The sequence below is a fragment of the Mycolicibacter arupensis genome (genome assembly GCF_002086515.1).
Classification (GTDB): Bacteria; Actinomycetota; Actinomycetes; order Mycobacteriales; family Mycobacteriaceae; genus Mycobacterium; species Mycobacterium arupense.
Map to the genome: position 1 here is coordinate 60,016 of NZ_MVHH01000003.1, position 17,823 is coordinate 77,838.

A 17,823-nucleotide genomic window follows, 5' to 3' on the forward strand; every position below is an offset into this window, starting at 1 on the left:
GACCGGCAGTGCTCCGGCTGATCGGTGGGCCTGGCCTGCTTGCTCGAAGCTCGGTGGCCGGCCGCGCACTGCGGTGGACGCGCACGGGCATCCTGATCCTGGTGGCGCTGGTGACCCTGCAGTCGTTGTTGCTGGTCGCCGGGGCGTGGCGCAACGACATCACCATCGAGCGCGACATGGGTGTCGCAGCGGCCGAGGTGCTCAACGCGGGCTTTCGTCGCTCGACGATCGAATTCGTCACGCCGGAACGGATCACCTACCGGCCTGAGCTCGGTGTGCTCTACCCCTCCGAGTTGGCCACCGGGATGCGGATCTACGTCGAATACGACAAATCCGACCCGGACCTGGTGCGGGTGCAACACCGCACCGCGGTGCTGGCGGTCATCCCCGCGGGTTCGGTCGCGGTGCTCGCCTGGCTGATCGGGATCGCGGCGCTGGCCGGATGCAATGTCGCCGAACGGCGGTGGGCGGCGGATTAACCCGCATCCACCAGCCGGTCGAGCCAGCCGGCGTCGTCGGTGTCCACCACGGTCCTGGTCGCCGTGTCATACACCGTGGGGGTGCCGGGACTGCGCGGGTTGGCCGACAGCAGCTGCACCCGGTTGAAGGCGTTCATCGAGGTGGTGTCCACGGCCTGCTGCCCCGCGGCGATCCGCTCCACCACCGGGGCGGGTAGGCCGCTCTCGCGTGCGGTGGTCGCCAGGTCGTCCAGGCCGGGCGCTCCGCCCTTGCGGTACAGCGCGTTCACGTAGCCCTGGTATGCCTCGGCGGAGGTGGCCGGATCGGTCGCTGCCATCAGGGCGTTGCCCACCCGCGCCGAAACGTCATTGTGGCGCCGGGCGTCCAGGAACGTCATCCACCGGTAGGTCACCGCGACGTCCCCGGCGGCCAGGTGCTTGCTCAGCGAACCGCCGGAGGCCGCCTCGAACTTGGCGCACTCGGAGCACTGGGGGTCGCAGAAGATCTCCAGCTGGACCGGGGCCTGCGCCGAACCGGCCAGGACGCCGAAGTGGTCGGCGGCCAACGCCGTGCCGGTTGTCGCCGGATCGGCAGTCGCCGGCGCCGCCACTGACCCGCCGAATACCGCCAGTGCTACCAATGTTCCCAGCCAAGACCGCATCCCACGACCCTAGCGAAACCGGGTAGCGTCAACCCGATGAGCCGCGCCAGCCTGGACAAAGACCCCCACGCCGTCGCGTCGATGTTCGACGGTGTCGCCCGCCGCTACGACCTGACCAACACGGTGCTGTCGCTGGGCCGGGACCGGTCCTGGCGCCGGGCCACCCGCAAGGCACTCGAGTTGCAGCCGGGGGAGAAGGTGCTGGATCTGGCCGCCGGCACCGCGGTGTCGACGGTCGAACTCGCGAAGTCGGGCGCCTGGTGTGTGGCTGCGGACTTCTCGGTCGGCATGTTGGCCGCCGGCGCGGGGCGCCCGGTGCCCAAGGTCGCCGGGGACGCCACGAAGCTTCCGTTCGGCGACGGCGTGTTCGACGCGGTCACGATCAGTTTCGGGTTGCGCAACGTCGTCGACCACACGGCGGGTCTGCGGGAGATGGCCCGGGTGACCCGCCCCGGGGGGCGCCTGGTGGTGTGCGAGTTCTCCACTCCGACGGTGCCGGTGTTCGCCACCGCCTACAAGGAGTACCTGATGCGGGCGCTGCCGGCGGTGGCACGCGCGGTGTCGTCGAACCCGGAGGCCTACGTCTACCTCGCCGAGTCCATCCGCGCCTGGCCGGATCAGGCCGCCTTGGCCGAGCAGATCGGTGATTCGGGATGGTCGGAAGTGAGCTGGCGCAACCTCACCGGTGGCATCGTCGCGCTGCACTCGGCCCGCAAACCACGCTGACCCCGCGAAGCTGCGGCTCAGTCCAGATGGGCCGAGAGCAGCCAGCCCGCGGCTGACCTGCGACCGTCCGCCTCCGCGCGCAGCGGCACACCGCCGAAGCCGGGGAAATTGTCGGGGAATGCCGCGTGGATCCGGGCCGGTTTGATCTCGTCGATCACCCAGTACTGGGCGACCACCTCGCGCAGTTCGTCGGCGGTCACCGCAAACGGCGGGCCCTCGGGGATGGCGGCCTTGTCGAAGACCAGCACGAAGTACGACGCGCCGGGTGCGGCGGCGCGCACGATCGAGCGCTGGTAGCCGTCGCGGGCCGCCACCGGAATCGAGTGGAACAGGGTGCTGTCCACGATGGTGCCGAAGCGGCCGTCATAGCCGGAGAACGCGCTGATGTCGGCGACCTCGAAGGTGGCGTTGGTCAGGCCCCGTTCGGCCGCTTCGCGGCGGGCCAGGTCGATGGCGGTGGGTGAGCTGTCGAGGCCCACGGTGGTGTGGCCCTGTGCGGCCAGGTACAGCGAGATGGCGGCCTCGCCGCAGCCGACGTCGAGGACATCGCCGTGGAACCTGCCCTCGGCGATCAGGGCGGCCAGTTCGGGCTGCGGCTCCCCGATGCTCCACGGTGGCTTGGTTCCCGACCCCAGCTCCTCGGATTCCCCCCGGTAGGCGGCGTCGAAGTGCATTTCCATGGAATCGCTCATGACTCCGGTATAGCAACGACCTCGATACATGTCAACGTTCTTGATATGCAGCGGCGGTGGGTAAGGCTTAGGAGAACGGCCGGCGGCCATCGATGAGCCGCGACATCCGCCCGCCGCCGCGCCAGATCCGCGCCGCGAAGTCGGCGTCCTCGTCGGTGACCAGGTTGCCCATCGCCCGGACGGCGAACTTCATCAACGCCGGAGAGCGCATCGCCATCGGTCCGGTGGCCGGCAGGAATCGGGGGAACGTCAGCAACAGGGCCAGCCGCCGGGCCACCGAGAATGCCCGCGCATAGTGGCTGCTCAGAAGTTCGGGCCACGCCTGGGTGAGCACAGCGGACGGTCCCGACGCGGTCAGCAGATCGACGGCCAACCGCCCGGTCTCCAGGCCATAGTCGATGCCCTCGCCGTTGAGCGGGTTGACGCAGGCCGCGGCGTCACCGATCAACATCCAGTTGGGTCCGGCGACGCCCGAGACCGCTCCACCCATGGGCAGCAGCGCACTCGCCGGCGCGCGAACCGGACCCTCAAATCCCCACTCCTCGCGGCGCTGGTCGGCGTAGTAGGACATCAGCGGTCGCAGTGCCACATCGGCGGGTCTCTTGACAGTGGCCAGCGCTCCGACGCCGATGTTCACCTCGCCGTTGCCCAGCGGGAAGATCCACCCGTACCCCGGCAGCACCGTGCCCTCGGGCGAGCGCAGCTCCAGGTGCGACGTCAACCACGGCTCGTCGCTGCGGGGGGAGGCCAGGTAGCCGCGCGCGGCCACCCCGTAAACCGTCTCCTGGTGCCACTGCCGGCCCAACACCCGCCCCAGCGTCGAGCGTGCGCCATCGGCAACGATCAGGGTCTGGCAGGCCACCTGCGAGCCGTCGCCGAGCACGATCGAGCGCACCCGCCCGGACGCGTTGCGGGAAACATCGACCGCTTTGACACCCAGCAGCATTCGGGCGCCGGAGTCTTCGGCGACCTTGCGGATCCGCTCATCGAGCTCGGTGCGGGGCGCGGCGCTTCCGGTCGCGGGAAAGGACGGGCCCGGCCAATCCACTTCGAGTTCGCTGCCGAAGCCGGCCATGCGCAGGCCACGGTGGCGGATGTGACCGTCGAGCCACTCGCCAAGGCCCAGCAGTTCGAGCTGCTCGACGGCACGGGGGGTCAGGCCGTCGCCGCAGGTCTTGTCCCGGGGGAAGGCGGCTGAGTCGATCACCAGCACGTCGCGGCCCGCTCTGGCGGCCCAAGCGGCAGCCGCCGACCCGGCCGGTCCGGCGCCTACCACCACCACATCAGCCTGCGAATTCACAGTGACCAGTATGTTGGAGCCGTGAGGACACCGGCGAGTGTGGTGGCGGGGTTGGATTTCGGCGGCTTGGGGGACCCGGATTTCGCGGGCCGGGTACGCGACGGGGTCGCCCGCATCGAAGAGCTGATGGACACCGAACTTCGGGGCGGCGACGGCCTGATGACCGAGGCGGTGACCCACCTGTTCGACGCCGGTGGCAAGCGCTTCCGTCCGCTGTTCACGGTGTTGTCCGCCCAACTGGGACCCGAGCCCGATGCGTGGCAGGTGACGGTGGCCGGCGCGGTGATCGAGTTGGTGCACCTGGCCACGCTGTATCACGACGACGTGATGGACGAGGCGCAGATCCGCCGGGGAGCGCCCAGCGCCAATGCGCGGTGGGGCAACAACATTGCGATCCTGGCCGGCGACTACCTGTTCGCCACGGCGTCACGTCTGGTGTCACGGTTGGGGCCGGACGCGGTACGGATCATCGCCGAGACCTTCGCGGAGCTGGTCACCGGTCAGATGCGCGAGACCCGTGGCGCGGCCGAGGGGGTGGACTCGGTGGAGCACTACCTCAAGGTGGTCTACGAGAAGACGGCCTGCCTGATCTCGGCGTCGGGGCGATTCGGCGCCACATTCTCCGGGGCCGGCGATGAGCAGATCGAAAGGCTGGCCCGGTTGGGCGGGATCGTGGGCACCGCCTTCCAGATCTCCGACGACATCATCGACATCGATTCCGACCCCGATGAGTCCGGCAAGCTGCCCGGCACCGATCTGCGTGAGGGCGTGCACACCCTGCCGGTGCTCTACGCGCTGCAGGGCACCGGAGCCGACGCTGAGCGGCTGCGTGTGCTGTTAGCCGGTCCGGTCACCGAAGACGCGGCGGTCGAGGAGGCGCTGGACCTGTTGCGGGCCTCGGCCGGCATGGTCCGGGCCAAGCAGACGGTGGCCGACTATGCCGCGCAGGCGCGCACGGAGCTGGCCGCGCTGCCCGACTGCGTCGGCCGAGCAGCCCTGGCCAGCCTGGTCGACTACACCGTCAACCGACACGGCTGACCGCGATTGCGGAACTCGTGCGACCCCGGCGGCGTTTAATGAGCACGACCGGGGTTCTTCAAGGTTCTTCAAGGAGGAGTCGATGACCTGGCACCCGTATCACAACACGGCGAAGACGTTCTTTCTGCTGTTGGTGATGTCGGCGTTGATCGTCTTGGTGGGCCGGGCGTTCGGACCGCAGATGATGTGGGTGGCGGTGCTTTTCGCCGTGGGAATGAACGCCTACACCTACTTCAACAGCGACAAGCTGGCGCTGCGTGCGATGCGCGCCCAGCCGGTGACCGAGGTTCAGGCGCCGGAGATGTACCGGATCGTGCGTGAGTTGGCCACCGCCGCCCACCAGCCGATGCCCCGGCTGTACGTCAGCGACACCAATGCGCCCAACGCCTTTGCCACCGGCCGGAACCCGCGGCACGCCGCGGTGTGCTGCACCAGCGGAATCCTGCGACTGCTCAATGAACGGGAGTTGCGCGCGGTCCTCGGCCATGAGCTGTCCCACGTCTACAACCGCGACATCCTGATCTCGTGTGTCGCCGGTGCACTGGCCTCGGTGATCACCGGCTTGGCCAACATGGCGATGTTCATGGGCAACCGCCGCGACGGCAACCCGCTGGCCATGCTGCTGGTCGCCTTGGTGGGGCCGCTGGCGGCCTCGGTGGTCCGGTTGGCGGTATCGCGGTCACGCGAGTACCAGGCCGACGAATCCGGCGCCGTGCTCTCGGGCGACCCACTGGCGCTGGCCTCGGCGCTGCGCAAGATCTCCGACGGCGTGCAGGCCGCCCCGCTGCCGCCCGAGCCGGCACTGGCCAGCCAGTCGCATCTGATGATCGCCAACCCGTTCCGGGCAGGTGAAAAGGTCGGCCAGCTGTTCGCCACCCACCCCCCGATGGCTGATCGGATTCGCCGGCTCGAGGCGATGGCCCGGGGATAGCGGGGCTCATCGGCTCCGATCAGGCGCGTCCGTTCCTGCTCGATCCGGGAACGCCCAACGCGGGCACGTCGTTGTGGACCGCATGTGCGAGCGCTTCCGGACTCACCTCAAGCCGGACCTCCGGTGCGCAGGTCGTGCAGGAGGAGTCCGCATCCTCGCCGGACTGTCCCGGCCGCACGACGGTGCCGCCGTTGGCGCAGTGCTGCTGCTGCCAGTCGTCGAGGGCTTGTTCGGCGGCGTGATCGAGGTAGGTCGTCGAGATGTCCAGGATGACCCGGGCGCCCGCGGGAATCCGCGCCAGTACGCCGGTGAGCCTCGGCAGTGCCAGGAAGGTGCAGGCGCCGGTGATGGAAACCAGCCACGCCTCGCCGACCTGCTCGGAAGTGACTTTGACCCGGATGACTCGCCAGCCGGTCATGACCAGCGCCAGTGCCAACCCGATCATGACCCCCTCCAGCAGGTTCAGGAAGACCACGCCGACGATGGTCACCGCATAGATGGCGATATCACCGCTGCGCCATGCCGTTTCGACGTGAGCCAGTTTGATCAGCTGGACGCCGACGGTGATCAGCAACCCGGCCAGCGCAGCGCTCGGAATCTGCTGGATCAGACCGGCGAACGGCAGGGCGAACAGCAGGATCCACACACCGTGCAGGAAAGCCGACGCCCGCGACTTCGCGCCGGCACTGACGTTGGTCGCGCTGCGAACGATCACCCCGGTGATCGGCAGGCCACCGAGTAGGCCCGAGGTGACGTTCGCGGTGCCCTGCCCGATCAGTTCGCGGTTGAAGTCGGTGCGCGGGCCGTTGTGCATCCGGTCAACCGACACCGCCGAGAGCAGGCTCTCCACGCTGGCGATCAACGCCACGGTGACCACTCCGATGACGGCGGCTGCCCATTGACCGTGGGGCAGCTCAGGCAGCGCAACGGCGTCCAGCAGCGAGCCGTCGAGGGTGATGAGGCGAACATCGAGGGAGAACTTCAAGGACAGCAGCGTCGCCCCGATGATCGCCACCAGGGGGCCGGGAATCCGGCCCAGCGGACCGGGCACCGACCGCCAGGCGAGCATCGTGATGATCACCAGGATTCCCAGGAGCGGCTCAGGTCCGTTGGCGTCGATGACCCCGCTGGGTAGGGCTGTCAGGTTCACCCAGGCTGAACTGGCCGACTTGCCTCCCAGCAGGACGTGCAGTTGTTGCAGGGCGATGGTGACGCCGATACCGGCCAGCATCGCGTGCACCACCACCGGGGAGATGGCCAGCGCGGCTCGCGCCACCCGGCTCAGGCCGAGCAGAATCTGGAGCACTCCGGCGCCGACGGTGATAGCGCACGTCACCTTCCAGCCGAAGGTTGCCACCAGATCCGCGACGATCACCGTCAGGCCGGCCGCCGGCCCGCTCACCTGCAAGGGCGAGCCGCCGAACAGGCCGACGACGAGGCCGCCGACGATAGCGGCGATCAGGCCGGCCAGTACCGGCGCGTCCGAGGCGATGGCGATGCCCAGTGACAGCGGCAGCGCTACCAGGAACACCACCAATGACGCCGGGAAGTCGTACCGAAGGATCGATCGTGACCTGGCTGTGCGGTTGGTGATGGCATCGCCGGCTCTTCGCACGGTCAGCATCCGGTAACTCCCCTGCTCTTCTCATAAGACGTCGCTGAGATGCAGCAAAGATATTCCTCGATTATTACCGGTTCACCAAGTAAACATGTCTAGAAAGTAAACATCGGTTACACAACCGAAGGGAATTACCAGGTTTCTGGCAGGTATTGACAGGTTTCTGGGAGTTAGAAGCCCGTTCCCTCCACTTCGTGGCCCGGTGTCTCGGCGATCAGCCCGCGGTAGGCCTGCTCGACGGTGGAGCCGTGGTTGATCACACCGTCGACCTCGCGGGCGATCGGCATGCTCAGCCCGTACTGTGCGGCGAACTTCATGATCACGCTGGCGGCCCGAACGCCCTCGGCCACCTGGTTCATCGACGCGATGATCTCGTCGATGGGTTTGCCGGATCCCAGTTGTTCGCCGACGTACCGGTTGCGGCTGCGCTGGCTGGTGCAGGTGACGATCAGGTCGCCCATCCCGGCCAGGCCTGCGAACGTGTCGCGAGCCCCGCCCATGGCCTCACCCAGCTTGGACATCTCCCGTACCGACCGCGACATCACCATGGCCCGAGTGTTCTCGCCGATCCCCAGCGAGTAGCCCATCCCGACCGCGATCGCATACACGTTCTTGAGGGCCCCGGCCATCTCGACACCGATCACGTCGTCGGTGGTGTAGACCCGGAACCGCTTGGTACGAAACAGTGACGCCAGCTCGCACGCCAGGCTCTGATCGGGCATGGCCAGCACCGCGGCCGCGGCGTACCCTTCGGCGACCTCGCGGGCGATGTTCGGCCCGGCCAGGATGCCGGCCGGATGTCCGGGCAATATCTCGTCGACGATCTGCGACATCCGCATGTTGGTGCCCTGCTCCAGGCCCTTGACCAGCGAGACCACCGGCACCCAGGGGCGCAGCTCGGCGGCCAGCTCTTCGAGGACTCCCCGGAATCCGTGCGAGGGAACCGCCATCACGACGACATCGGCGCAGTGTGCGGCCTCGGCGAAGTCGGTGGTGGCGCGCAGCGTTTCGCTGAGCTCCACGTCGTTGCCCAGGTAGCGGCTGTTGCGGTGGTTGTCGTTGATGTCGGCGGCGGTCGACTCCGATCGGACCCATTGCAGCGTCGGCGCGCGGCGCGAGCAGATAGATGCCACGGTGGTGCCGAACGATCCGCCTCCGAGCACGACGACATTGGGTGTACGAGTAGCAGCAGGCATGAGCGACAGCGTATTGCCGTCGACACCGCCACACCGGCGGTTTGTGGACATGTCGCCTAAACGGCAGCCCAGCCACTACCCGGCCAGCGGTATCGCCTCTCCGGCCCGCCCGAACACCATGGACTCGGTGATCTGGTCGAACCGGAAGTCCAGGGCGTCGGCGAAGTAGTTCTGCCGCACGTTCCAGGGCCGTTTGGTTCCCGACCGCGGAAGCGCGTGCGGTGCGCGCAGCACATAGCCGGCTTGGATGTCCCAGGCCGACTTCTCGGTCATCGGCTGGTCGCCCAGGTGCGGGTAGGCGTGGGTGTAGCCCCGAGAAGCCATGTAGGACAGCAGGTTGGCGGTGGCGCGCGCAGTGATGTCGGCGCGCAGCGTCCAGGACGCGTTGGTGTAGCCCACGCACCAGAACAGATTCGGTACGTCTTCGAGCATGTGGGCTTTGTAGACGAACCGGTCGGTGGGTTTGATCTCGGTGCCGTCCAGGCTGATCCGCACTCCTCCGAGCGCCTGCAGCTGCAGGCCGGTGGCGGTGACGATGATGTCGGCATCCAGGTGTGCACCGGACTGCAAGGCGATTCCGGTGGTGTCGAAGTGATCGATCCGCTCGGTGACCATCTCCACACGCCCGGCGCTGATGTGGGCGTAGAGGTCGGCGTCGGGAATCAGGCATAGGCGTTGGTCCCACGGCTGATACGGCGGTTTGAAGTGGGTGTCCACGGCGTAGCCGGGGGGTAGGTTCTGCACGGCCTCGCGACGCAGCATCCACTTCAGCAGCGGAGGCGTTTTGCGGGCCAAGAACCACACATAGCCCTCGAAGAGCGCCATGACGAATCGAATGATCGGGTGAGCCACCTTGCGGGGAAACAGCTTCGAGACCACGTTGACGAACATGCTGTATTTGGGCGCCGAGATCAGGTAGGTCGGTGTGCGTTGCAGCAGGGTCACCCGCGCGGCAGTCTCGGCCAACGCCGGCACCAGGGACATCGCAGTGGCCCCGCTGCCGATCACCACCACGTTCTTGCCCGCGTAGTCCAGGTCTTCGGGCCAGTGCTGCGGGTGCACCAGCGTCCCGGCGAACGTCTCGGCACCGGGAAAGTCCGGGGTGTAGCCGTCGTCGTAGTTGTAGTAACCGGACCCGAAGAACACGAACCTGCTGCGGTAAGTCCGCGGGGTGCCGTTCTCGTCCGCCGTCACTGCCCAGGTATCGGTCGCCGAATCCCAGTCGGCCTCTAGGACGTGGTTGTTGAACCGAATGTGGCGGTCGATGCCGTGCTTGTGTGCGGCCTCGGTCAGGTAGTCGCGGATCTCGTCGCCGTTGGCGACCCGTTCCCGCCGAGTCCAGGGCTCATACGGCAGGCACAACGTGAAGATGCTGCTGTCGGAGCGCACTCCGGGATAGCGGAACAGATCCCACGTGCCGCCGATCCGCTGGCGCCGTTCCAGGATGACGTAACTGGTGCCCGGGTTGCGCTCGGTGATTCGGTAGGCCGCGCCGATACCGGAGATGCCGGCTCCGATGATGACGACGTCCACGACCTCTTCGGTAGTCACAATCCCAGACTAGGCACCGGGCGGGCCGGCGGGTCGGGATTGCGCTAGCGGTAGTTCACGAACTGCAGGGCCACGTCCAGGTCGGCGCCCTTGAGCAGCGAGATCACGGCCTGCAGGTCGTCACGCTTCTTCGACGAGACCCGGATCTCCTCGCCCTGGACCTGGGACTTGACGCCCTTGGGGCCCTCGTCGCGGATCAGCTTGTTGATCTTCTTGGCGTGCTCGGAATCGATGCCCTGCTTGAGGCTGCCGCTCACCTTGTAGGTCTTGCCCGACGGCTGCGGGTCCCCGGCGTCGAACGCCTTCATAGAGATGTCGCGGCGGATCAGCTTCTCCTTGAAGACGTCGACGGCAGCCTTGACCCGCTCCTCGGTGGAGCTCACCAGCTCGATGGTCTCCTCGCCCTTCCAGGCGATGGTGGTGTCGGTGCCGCGGAAGTCGAACCGGGTGGCCAGTTCCTTGGCGGCCTGGTTCAGGGCGTTGTCGACCTCCTGCCGATCGACCTTGCTGACGATGTCGAACGATGAGTCCGCCACGAGACCTGTCCTCTCCTTGAGTTGTGCTGGCCGTTTGTGTCTGAGGTACATCCTCGTTGTACTCTGCTAGGCGCACTACGGCAGGTTGCCCGAGCGGCCAATGGGAGCGGACTGTAAATCCGTCGGCGGAAGCCTACACAGGTTCGAATCCTGTACCTGCCACACTGGTCAGGCCCCCTCTTTCGAGGGGGCCTGACGTGTTTTCGGGGTCGCAGACCGGCGCGAGCCTCGGCGGTTCGGCCAGAAGCTCCTGCTGGCGACTTCGCGATCGTGCCGTGGAGGTGATCCCGGTGGCCTTCCTCGTTCCCCCGCCTCCTGCAGCCATTAAGTCGAGGGGCCTGGAGGAGTCAATGGTTGGGCACAGGCTGCGTAAAACCGCTCCGCACAGTCAATTCCGTGGGCTGGCATCTTCGCGCGTTCGCGGCGGCTTACACTCCGGCGATGCCTGCCGAGAAGGAGCCCACCATGCCCGCAGCCGATCTCGTCGTCATCGGCACGGCTGTGACGGTCAATGATGCGCAACCGACCGCCGAGGCGCTGGCCGTCACCGGGGGGCGCATCGTCGCGGTCGGTGACCGCGCAGACATCGAGAGTCTGATCGGCCCGGACACCCAGGTGCTCGACATCGGCGACGGCTGTGTCTTGCCCGGTTTCGTCGAGGCCCACGGTCACCCGCTGATGGAGTCGGTCGTGCTGTCGGGGCGGATGGTCGACATCCGGCCCGTCACCCTGACCGACCCGGATGCCGTGGTGGATCTGGTCCGCGCAGAGGTCGCCGCGCGCGGCGCCTCGGGGGCCTACGCGATCGGCTGGGACCAGTTGCTGCAGCCGGGCCTGCCTGAGCCGACGTTGGCCTGGCTGGACGGCCTCGCGCCGGACAGCCCGCTGGTGATCGTGCACAACTCGGGACACAAGGCGTACTTCAACAGCGTGGCCGGCCGAGCGGCGGGGCTGACCCGCGATACCCCGGACCCGGTCGGGGCCAAGTATGGCCGCGACGCCGCCGGTGAACTGGATGGGACCGCGGAGGAGACCGGGGCGCTCATTCCGCTGCTGGGTGAGGCCATGCTGCCCGGCGACGCTCCGGCGATGCTGCGTGCCGAGTGTGCGCGCCTCAACCGGGCGGGGTTGACGACGATTTCGGAGATGGCGTTCTCGCCGCAGTTCCGGCCGTTGGTGCAGGCACTGCATGACGAGCTGACGGTGCGACTGCGCACCTACGAGATCTCCAATCCGCAATTGCACACCGACGCCTCGCCAGGCGACGGAGACGACATTGCTCGTCAGGTCGGTATCAAGATCTGGGTGGACGGCTCGCCGTGGATCGGCAACATCGACCTGTCCTTCCCATATCTGGACACCGAAGCCACCCGCGTCATCGGCGTCGAACCCGGATCGTGCGGGCACGCCAACTACACCGGTGAACAGTTGACCGAGATCGTCGAGGCGTATTTCCCGCACGGCTGGCAGATGGCCTGTCACGTGCACGGTGACAACGGCGTCGACACCATCCTCGACGTCTACGAAGATGTGTTGCGCCGGCACCCGCGCGAGGATCACCGGCTGCGGCTCGAACACGTCGGTGCCATCCGCCCCGAGCAGTTGCGCCGTGCTGCCGCGTTGGGTGTCACCTGCAGCCTGTTCGTCGACCACCTGCACTACTGGGGGGATGTTCTGGTCGACGGGCTGTTCGGGGAGGAGCACGGGTCACGCTGGATGCCGGCGGCCTCTGCCGTCGCGGCCGGCATTCGCATCTCCCTGCACAACGACGCGCCGGTCACCCCCGAAGAGCCGCTGCGCAATATCAGCGTCGCCGCCACCCGGGTGGCGCCCAGTGGGCGGGTCTTGGCGCCCGAGGAGCGGCTCACCGTCGAGCAGGCGATCCGGGCGCAGACCCTCGACGCGGCCTGGCAGCTGTTCGCCGACGACGTGACAGGTTCCCTGGAAGTGGGCAAGTATGCCGATCTGGTGGTGCTCTCGGCGGACCCGCGCACCGTCGCCCCGGAAGCGATCGCGGATCTAGAGGTGCGCGCCACGTTCCTGGCCGGTCGCCAGGTGGTCTGACGGCCGGGATGCGGTCGGGGCCGGCGTGATCCCGTGGTGCAACGCGGCCACGTCCGGGTGTGCTCGCGTCCGCGACTTCCAGGCGTTCTGGCCGTAAGTGTTGTAGAGGGGATTGTCGGGGTCGGTCTCCACACCGCGGGCCAGGACGGCTAGCGCGGCAGGCAGGGGGATGCGCGCGACGGTGGCATCCAGGGCCGGGTTGAGGAAGTAGGCGATCGACACGCGGTCGGTGCCGGGCCGGGGTGAGCGCACCCGGTGGCGCGTGGCTCGCAGGTAGCCGTCGGTCGCGACTTCGAGCAGTTCACCGATGTTGACGATGAACGCACCCGCCACGGGAGCCACGTCCACCCATTCGCCGGGCGCGCTTTCCACCTGCAGGCCCTCGGAATTGGGCTCGACGAGCAGCAGGGTCAACACCCCGGAGTCCTTGTGGGCACCGACACCTTGATCGCTGTGCGCGGTACCGGGATAGCGGATCACCTTGATCAGCGTCGACGGAGCGGTGAAGGCGTCGTCGAACAGATCTTCTCCAGCGCCCAGCGAGGCCGCCCAGTGCCCGAGCAGGGTGCGGCCCACCGAGGACAGTGAGCGATCCCACGACTCGAACACGGGCCTGAAGGCCGCCGGCCGCTGCGGCCACAGATTCGGGCCCTGCAGATGCCAGAAACCCTGCGCGCCGGGCAGCGCCGGGCATTCGGGACCGATGTCGATCTGCTCGCGCCAGTCGATGCAGCCGTTGGTCAGCTCGCCGCCCACGCGTGAATAGCCCCGGAAATGCGGGCTGTGCAACTGGCTGATCCGTTGCTTGTCCTCGTCGGGCAATCCGAAGAACTGCCGCGCCAGCTCAAGGGCCTGGGTGATCTGCGCGTCGGGCACGCCGTGACCGGTGAGATAGAAGAAGCCGTGCGTATGGGCGGCCTCCCGCAACGCCCGGCGAAACCCGGCGGTGTCGGTGTCGGCCTCGGACAGGTCGAGCACGGGCAGCATCGCGTCGGGCTTTCGGTCGTGGCTACAGATCGCCGGAGTAGTCGGCGGTCAGCCAGCGGTCGGGCCGAACGGTGAACAGCACACTGGAGTCGTCGCCCATGCTGGCGGCGAAGGCCCGTCCGCCTTCCTCCCCCAGGTAGCGGATCGCGATGGCTTCACGCTGGTCCAGTGGTGCCGGCGTGGTGGTCTGGACCACGGTGCCTTCGACGATCACGTACTGGTAGGGCAGGTCTTCGCGCTGAACCACCAGCGTCACCACGCCGGCCTGCTCGATAAGCCTGGCCTTGCGTCTGCCGGCACCGGTGTTGATGACTATGTCGCCGCCGGGGGTGTAGCCGTACCAGATCGGGACACTGGCGGGTGGGCGGCCGTCGGTGGCCGCGACGGACAACACCGCGACGTGCTTGTCGGCGAGGAACTGCTGGCGTTCGGTTTCGGTGAATGGCTTGGGCATGTTCGGTCGAACACCGACGAGGCCGGTGCTATTCCGGGGCCTAAAGACCCCTGGCGTCTGCAATATTGGTAAGGCTAACCTTCATTGCATGAACCTGCCGATGCCCGAACGCAAGACCGCCGACCTGCCCGGCCACTGGCTCTTCGCCCGGCTGGGCAAACGCGTCCTGCGGCCCGGAGGGCTCGAGCTGACCCACCGAATGCTGGCCGACGCGCGCCTGACCGGCGTCGATGTGGTGGAGCTGGCACCCGGCATGGGGCGCACGGCGACCGACATCCTGGAGCGCAACCCCGGCAGCTACACCGGCGTCGAGGCCGACACGAACGCCGCCGGCGCCGTGCGTTCGGTAGTCGGCAGCCGGGGCCGAGTAGTCACCGGGGAGGCCTCGCAGACCGGTCTGGACGCCGACAGCGCCGACGTCGTGATCGGCGAAGCGATGCTGACCATGCAGACCAACGCCCACAAGGCCGACATCATCCGCGAGGCCTTCCGGGTGCTGCGTCCCGGCGGCCGCTACGCCATCCACGAGATGGTGCTGGTGCCCCACGATGTGCCAGACGCCGTCAAGGACGAGGTCCGGACCGCGCTGGCCCGCTCCATCAAGGTCAACGCCCGCCCGCTGACCGCCGCGGAATGGACCGAGTTGCTCACCGACGCGGGGTTCGCTGTGGAGAAGATCGGCTACGCGCCGATGGCACTGTTGGAGCCCCGCCGGCTGGTCGCCGACGAAGGCCTGCCCGGGGCGCTGCGGTTCGTGTTCAACGTGCTGCGCGATTCCGACGCGCGGGCCCGGGTGCGCACTATGCGTGCGACGTTCCGCCGTCACCGCGACAACATGGCTGCCATCGAGGTGATTGCCGTCAAGCCGGCCTAGGTTTCCCGGACCTGCTGGCCGAGCCGGAATCCTGCGACGCGACACACCGTGGGAGCGTCGCCGGATTCCGACGCGCGGCATGATGAGCCCATGACAACCCGCGACCGCGACAATTCCGGCCGCCCCCGCAACGCCCGCCCGCGGGATCGTCTGGGCCGCCCGTTGCCGCGAGGCAGCCAGGACGGTGTCCAGGGCGTTCCTGACGACCTCAACCTCCCGCCCGCGCAGATGCTCGCCTACGCGCAGCTGTTGCTGGACGACGGGCTGGCGTTCAACGCCCACGAGGTACTCGAAGCCGCCTGGAAACATCGTCCCGCCGCCGAGCGTGACCTATGGCAGGGCTTGGCGCAGCTGGCGGTGGGCGTCACTCACGTGCAACGCGGGAACGTCAGCGGTGCGATCAGTCTGCTGCGCCGCGGCGCCGAACACTTGGCGACGGTGCCGCCCCCGGCGCCGCACGGGATCGACCTGGCCGGGCTGCGGAGTTTTGCCGCGGACCTGGCCGACGATGTGGCGGCCGGAGTCACGATCGCGCCCCAGCGGCTGCACCCGCGGCTGATCGCGTGAGCGCCCCGCTGCGCTGGACGCTGGCCGACGGCCGCGAGCAGCTGTTCTTCGCGTTGCCCGGCAACACTGCGGCGCCGGTGCCTGATCGTCGGCCGCTGCCGTCACGCGACCCCGAGGCCTCCGAGCTGCGTTTCGACCGCACCACCGGTCAATGGGTGATCATTGCCGCGCAACGCCAAGACCGGACCTATAAGCCCCCTGCCGATGCCTGCCCGCTCTGCCCCGGCCCGAACGGCCGCACCAGTGAGGTGCCGGCCGCCGACTACGACGTGGTGGTCTTTGAGAACCGGTTCCCCAGCCTCGCGGGGCCGGGGACCAGTGTGGTCACCCCGCCCGACGCCGACGGCTTCATCACCGAGTTTGTTTCCAAACCGGGCAACGGCCGCTGTGAGGTGATCTGCTTCTCGCCCGATCACACGGGATCGTTCGCCGACCTGCCGCCGGCCCACGCGCTTCTTGTGGTGCAGGCCTGGCGGCATCGCACCGCCGACCTACTGAACCGTCCGGGCATCGAGCAGGTGTTCTGCTTCGAGAACCGTGGCGAGGAGATCGGGGTGACCCTGGCCCACCCGCACGGCCAGATCTACGGCTACCCCTACCTGACCCCACGCACCGCGGCGATGCTGGTGCAGGCCCGTGAGCATCGAATTGCGCATGGCACCAACCTGTTCGCCGATCTGCTGGCCGCCGAGCGCGCCGACGGTACCCGAGTGGTGGCGCGCTCCGACCACTTCACTGCGTTCGTGCCCTTCGCCGCGCGCTGGCCGGTAGAGGTTCACCTGTATCCGAATCGGCGGGCGCACAACCTGACTGAGATGACCGATGACGAACTCGACGACTTCGCGATCGTCTACCGAGACCTGTTGAGCCGCTTCGACCGGATCTACGACGCCCCGCTGCCCTACATGGCCGCCCTGCACCAGTACCGCGACCGCGGCGTCCAGGCCGACGGCTATTTCCACGTGGAGTTGATGTCGATCAGACGAAGTGCGTCCAAACTGAAATATCTGGCGGCCTCGGAGTCGGCGATGGATGCGTTCATCGCCGACGTCACCCCGGAGGCTGTGGCGGCTAGGCTGCGTGACTTGTGATCACCTACTCTGCGCCGGGGCGGGTCAACCTGATCGGCGAACACACCGACTACAACGGTGGTTTCGCACTGCCCATAGCGTTGCCGCAGCGTACTCATGTCACGTTCACCCCGGACAGTGTCGACACGCTCACCGTGTTCAGCGACTGCGCCGACACGCCGGTGACCATAGCGCTGGACACCACTCCCGGCCAGATCCATGGCTGGGGTGCTTATGTCGCGGGAGTGGTCTGGGCGTTGCGCGACAGCGGATTCGCCGTACCCGGTGGCTCGATGACCATCAGCAGTGACGTGCCGATCGGTTCGGGCCTGTCGTCCTCGGCAGCTCTGGAATGCGCGGTGCTCGGCGCGCTGAGCACCGCGGCGGGCCGACACCTCGACCGGATCGATCAGGCCCGGATCGGCCAACGGGCCGAGAATGACTATGTCGGGGCGCCAACGGGTCTGCTGGATCAGCTGTCGTCGCTGTTCGGTGAGATGTCCCACGCCCTGCTGATCGACTTCCGGGACGTCACGGTGCACCCGACACCGTTCGACCCCGAAGCCTCCGGGGTGACCCTGCTGCTGCTGGACTCCGGCCAGCGGCACGGTCATGTGGATGGCGAATACGCCGCACGGCGAGCGTCGTGTGAACGGGCGGCCGCCGAATTGGGGGTGGCTTCGTTGCGCGACCTTCAACATCGGGGCGTGGAAGCGCTGGGCGCGCTGCATGATCCGGTCGACGCCCGGCGTGCCAGGCATGTGCTCACCGAGAACGATCGGGTGCTGGATTTCGTCGCTGCGTGCGCGGAGCTGGACTTCGCCGCTGCCGGGGCGCTGTTGAACTCCTCGCACGCCTCGATGCGCGACGACTTCGAGATCACCACCGAGCACATCGATCTGATCGCCGACAGTGCGGTGGCCGCCGGTGCGCTCGGCGCCCGGATGACCGGCGGTGGATTCGGGGGCTGCGTGATCGCGCTGGTGCCCGCACCGCTCACCGTGAAGGTGGGTGACGCGGTGCGCGCCGCGGTCACCGACGCCGGCTACGCCGAGCCCGAGGTGAGTCGGGTATATGCCGCGGCGGGGGCGGGATAGTT

Annotated in this window: 18 protein-coding genes and 1 tRNA gene; 10 read left to right on the forward strand and 9 right to left on the reverse strand. The window is 67.9% G+C overall.

Features of this window, described 5'->3' with window-relative positions; genetic code table 11:
* The first annotated feature begins 8 nt into the window (after positions 1 to 8).
* Entirely contained in the window at positions 9 to 479 is a 471-nt protein-coding gene (locus BST15_RS02685; protein WP_046188651.1) for a DUF3592 domain-containing protein, read from the forward strand.
* Here the strand turns inward: BST15_RS02685 and BST15_RS02690 are convergent.
* Positions 476 to 1,120 (reverse strand): DsbA family protein, encoded by a 645-nt coding sequence (locus BST15_RS02690; protein WP_052751340.1) that lies wholly within the window; start codon positions 1,118 to 1,120, stop codon positions 476 to 478. The genes BST15_RS02685 and BST15_RS02690 overlap by 4 nt on opposite strands.
* A gap of 36 nt (positions 1,121 to 1,156) precedes the next feature.
* Between BST15_RS02690 and BST15_RS02695 the strand changes: the two genes are divergently transcribed.
* Positions 1,157 to 1,846 (forward strand): demethylmenaquinone methyltransferase, encoded by a 690-nt coding sequence (locus BST15_RS02695; RefSeq protein ID WP_046188630.1) that lies wholly within the window; start codon positions 1,157 to 1,159, stop codon positions 1,844 to 1,846.
* Between the two features lie 17 nt (positions 1,847 to 1,863).
* Here the strand turns inward: BST15_RS02695 and BST15_RS02700 are convergent, their stop codons facing one another.
* A complete protein-coding gene (locus tag BST15_RS02700) occupies positions 1,864 to 2,538 on the reverse strand; it encodes a class I SAM-dependent methyltransferase (protein WP_046188631.1) in 675 nt (224 codons plus the stop codon).
* Between the two features lie 67 nt (positions 2,539 to 2,605).
* Positions 2,606 to 3,838: a menaquinone reductase gene (menJ, locus tag BST15_RS02705; protein WP_046188632.1), complete on the reverse strand. Its 1,233-nt coding sequence runs from the start codon at positions 3,836 to 3,838 to the stop codon at positions 2,606 to 2,608.
* Between the two features lie 21 nt (positions 3,839 to 3,859).
* On the opposite strand from menJ, the gene grcC1 reads away from it, so the two are divergent.
* Together grcC1 and htpX are read left to right on the forward strand one after the other, a co-directional pair.
* Positions 3,860 to 4,876 (forward strand): nonaprenyl/(2E,6E)-farnesyl/geranylgeranyl diphosphat synthase, encoded by a 1,017-nt coding sequence (gene grcC1, locus BST15_RS02710; protein ID WP_165757095.1) that lies wholly within the window; start codon positions 3,860 to 3,862, stop codon positions 4,874 to 4,876.
* 82 nt (positions 4,877 to 4,958) lie between these two features.
* Positions 4,959 to 5,807 (forward strand): zinc metalloprotease HtpX, encoded by an 849-nt coding sequence (gene htpX / locus BST15_RS02715; protein WP_046188633.1) that lies wholly within the window; start codon positions 4,959 to 4,961, stop codon positions 5,805 to 5,807.
* A gap of 19 nt (positions 5,808 to 5,826) precedes the next feature.
* On the opposite strand, the gene BST15_RS02720 is transcribed toward htpX, so the two are convergent.
* The 4 genes from BST15_RS02720 to BST15_RS02735 form a co-directional block, all read right to left on the reverse strand.
* Positions 5,827 to 7,431, reverse strand: coding sequence for a SulP family inorganic anion transporter (locus BST15_RS02720; protein ID WP_083070793.1), 1,605 nt, complete (start codon positions 7,429 to 7,431; stop codon positions 5,827 to 5,829).
* Positions 7,432 to 7,595: 164 nt separating this feature from the next.
* A complete protein-coding gene (locus BST15_RS02725; protein ID WP_046188634.1) occupies positions 7,596 to 8,621 on the reverse strand; it encodes an NAD(P)H-dependent glycerol-3-phosphate dehydrogenase in 1,026 nt (341 codons plus the stop codon).
* A 75-nt stretch (positions 8,622 to 8,696) separates the two neighbouring features.
* On the reverse strand, positions 8,697 to 10,172 hold the full coding sequence (locus BST15_RS02730) for a flavin-containing monooxygenase (RefSeq protein WP_046188635.1): 1,476 nt from the start codon (positions 10,170 to 10,172) through the stop codon (positions 8,697 to 8,699).
* A 44-nt stretch (positions 10,173 to 10,216) separates the two neighbouring features.
* Complete coding sequence (locus BST15_RS02735; RefSeq protein WP_046188636.1) at positions 10,217 to 10,708, reverse strand: YajQ family cyclic di-GMP-binding protein; 492 nt, start codon at positions 10,706 to 10,708, stop codon at positions 10,217 to 10,219.
* 79 nt (positions 10,709 to 10,787) lie between these two features.
* Between BST15_RS02735 and BST15_RS02740 the strand changes: the two genes are divergently transcribed.
* Together BST15_RS02740 and BST15_RS02745 are read left to right on the forward strand one after the other, a co-directional pair.
* A tRNA-Tyr gene (locus tag BST15_RS02740) sits at positions 10,788 to 10,870 on the forward strand.
* Between the two features lie 303 nt (positions 10,871 to 11,173).
* Positions 11,174 to 12,772, forward strand: coding sequence for an amidohydrolase (locus BST15_RS02745; RefSeq protein ID WP_046188654.1), 1,599 nt, complete (start codon positions 11,174 to 11,176; stop codon positions 12,770 to 12,772).
* Here the strand turns inward: BST15_RS02745 and BST15_RS02750 are convergent.
* Positions 12,728 to 13,759, reverse strand: coding sequence for an isopenicillin N synthase family dioxygenase (locus tag BST15_RS02750; RefSeq protein ID WP_046188637.1), 1,032 nt, complete (start codon positions 13,757 to 13,759; stop codon positions 12,728 to 12,730). The genes BST15_RS02745 and BST15_RS02750 overlap by 45 nt on opposite strands.
* 22 nt (positions 13,760 to 13,781) lie before the next feature.
* Positions 13,782 to 14,213, reverse strand: coding sequence for a pyridoxamine 5'-phosphate oxidase family protein (locus BST15_RS02755; protein ID WP_046188638.1), 432 nt, complete (start codon positions 14,211 to 14,213; stop codon positions 13,782 to 13,784).
* A gap of 88 nt (positions 14,214 to 14,301) precedes the next feature.
* On the opposite strand from BST15_RS02755, the gene BST15_RS02760 reads away from it, so the two are divergent.
* The 4 genes from BST15_RS02760 (at position 14,302) to BST15_RS02775 (ending at position 17,821) form a co-directional block, all read left to right on the forward strand.
* Positions 14,302 to 15,087, forward strand: a complete 786-nt coding sequence (locus BST15_RS02760; RefSeq protein ID WP_046188639.1) for a class I SAM-dependent methyltransferase — start codon at positions 14,302 to 14,304, stop codon at positions 15,085 to 15,087.
* A 90-nt stretch (positions 15,088 to 15,177) separates the two neighbouring features.
* Positions 15,178 to 15,654: a DUF309 domain-containing protein gene (locus BST15_RS02765; protein ID WP_046686342.1), complete on the forward strand. Its 477-nt coding sequence runs from the start codon at positions 15,178 to 15,180 to the stop codon at positions 15,652 to 15,654.
* The gene (galT, locus tag BST15_RS02770; RefSeq protein ID WP_046686343.1) at positions 15,651 to 16,745 is read left to right on the forward strand and encodes a galactose-1-phosphate uridylyltransferase; all 1,095 of its coding nucleotides are present in this window, start codon (positions 15,651 to 15,653) and stop codon (positions 16,743 to 16,745) included. The genes BST15_RS02765 and galT overlap by 4 nt, the downstream gene beginning before the upstream one ends.
* Complete coding sequence (locus BST15_RS02775; protein WP_046187809.1) at positions 16,742 to 17,821, forward strand: galactokinase; 1,080 nt, start codon at positions 16,742 to 16,744, stop codon at positions 17,819 to 17,821. The genes galT and BST15_RS02775 overlap by 4 nt, the downstream gene beginning before the upstream one ends.
* Positions 17,822 to 17,823 lie beyond the last annotated feature (2 nt).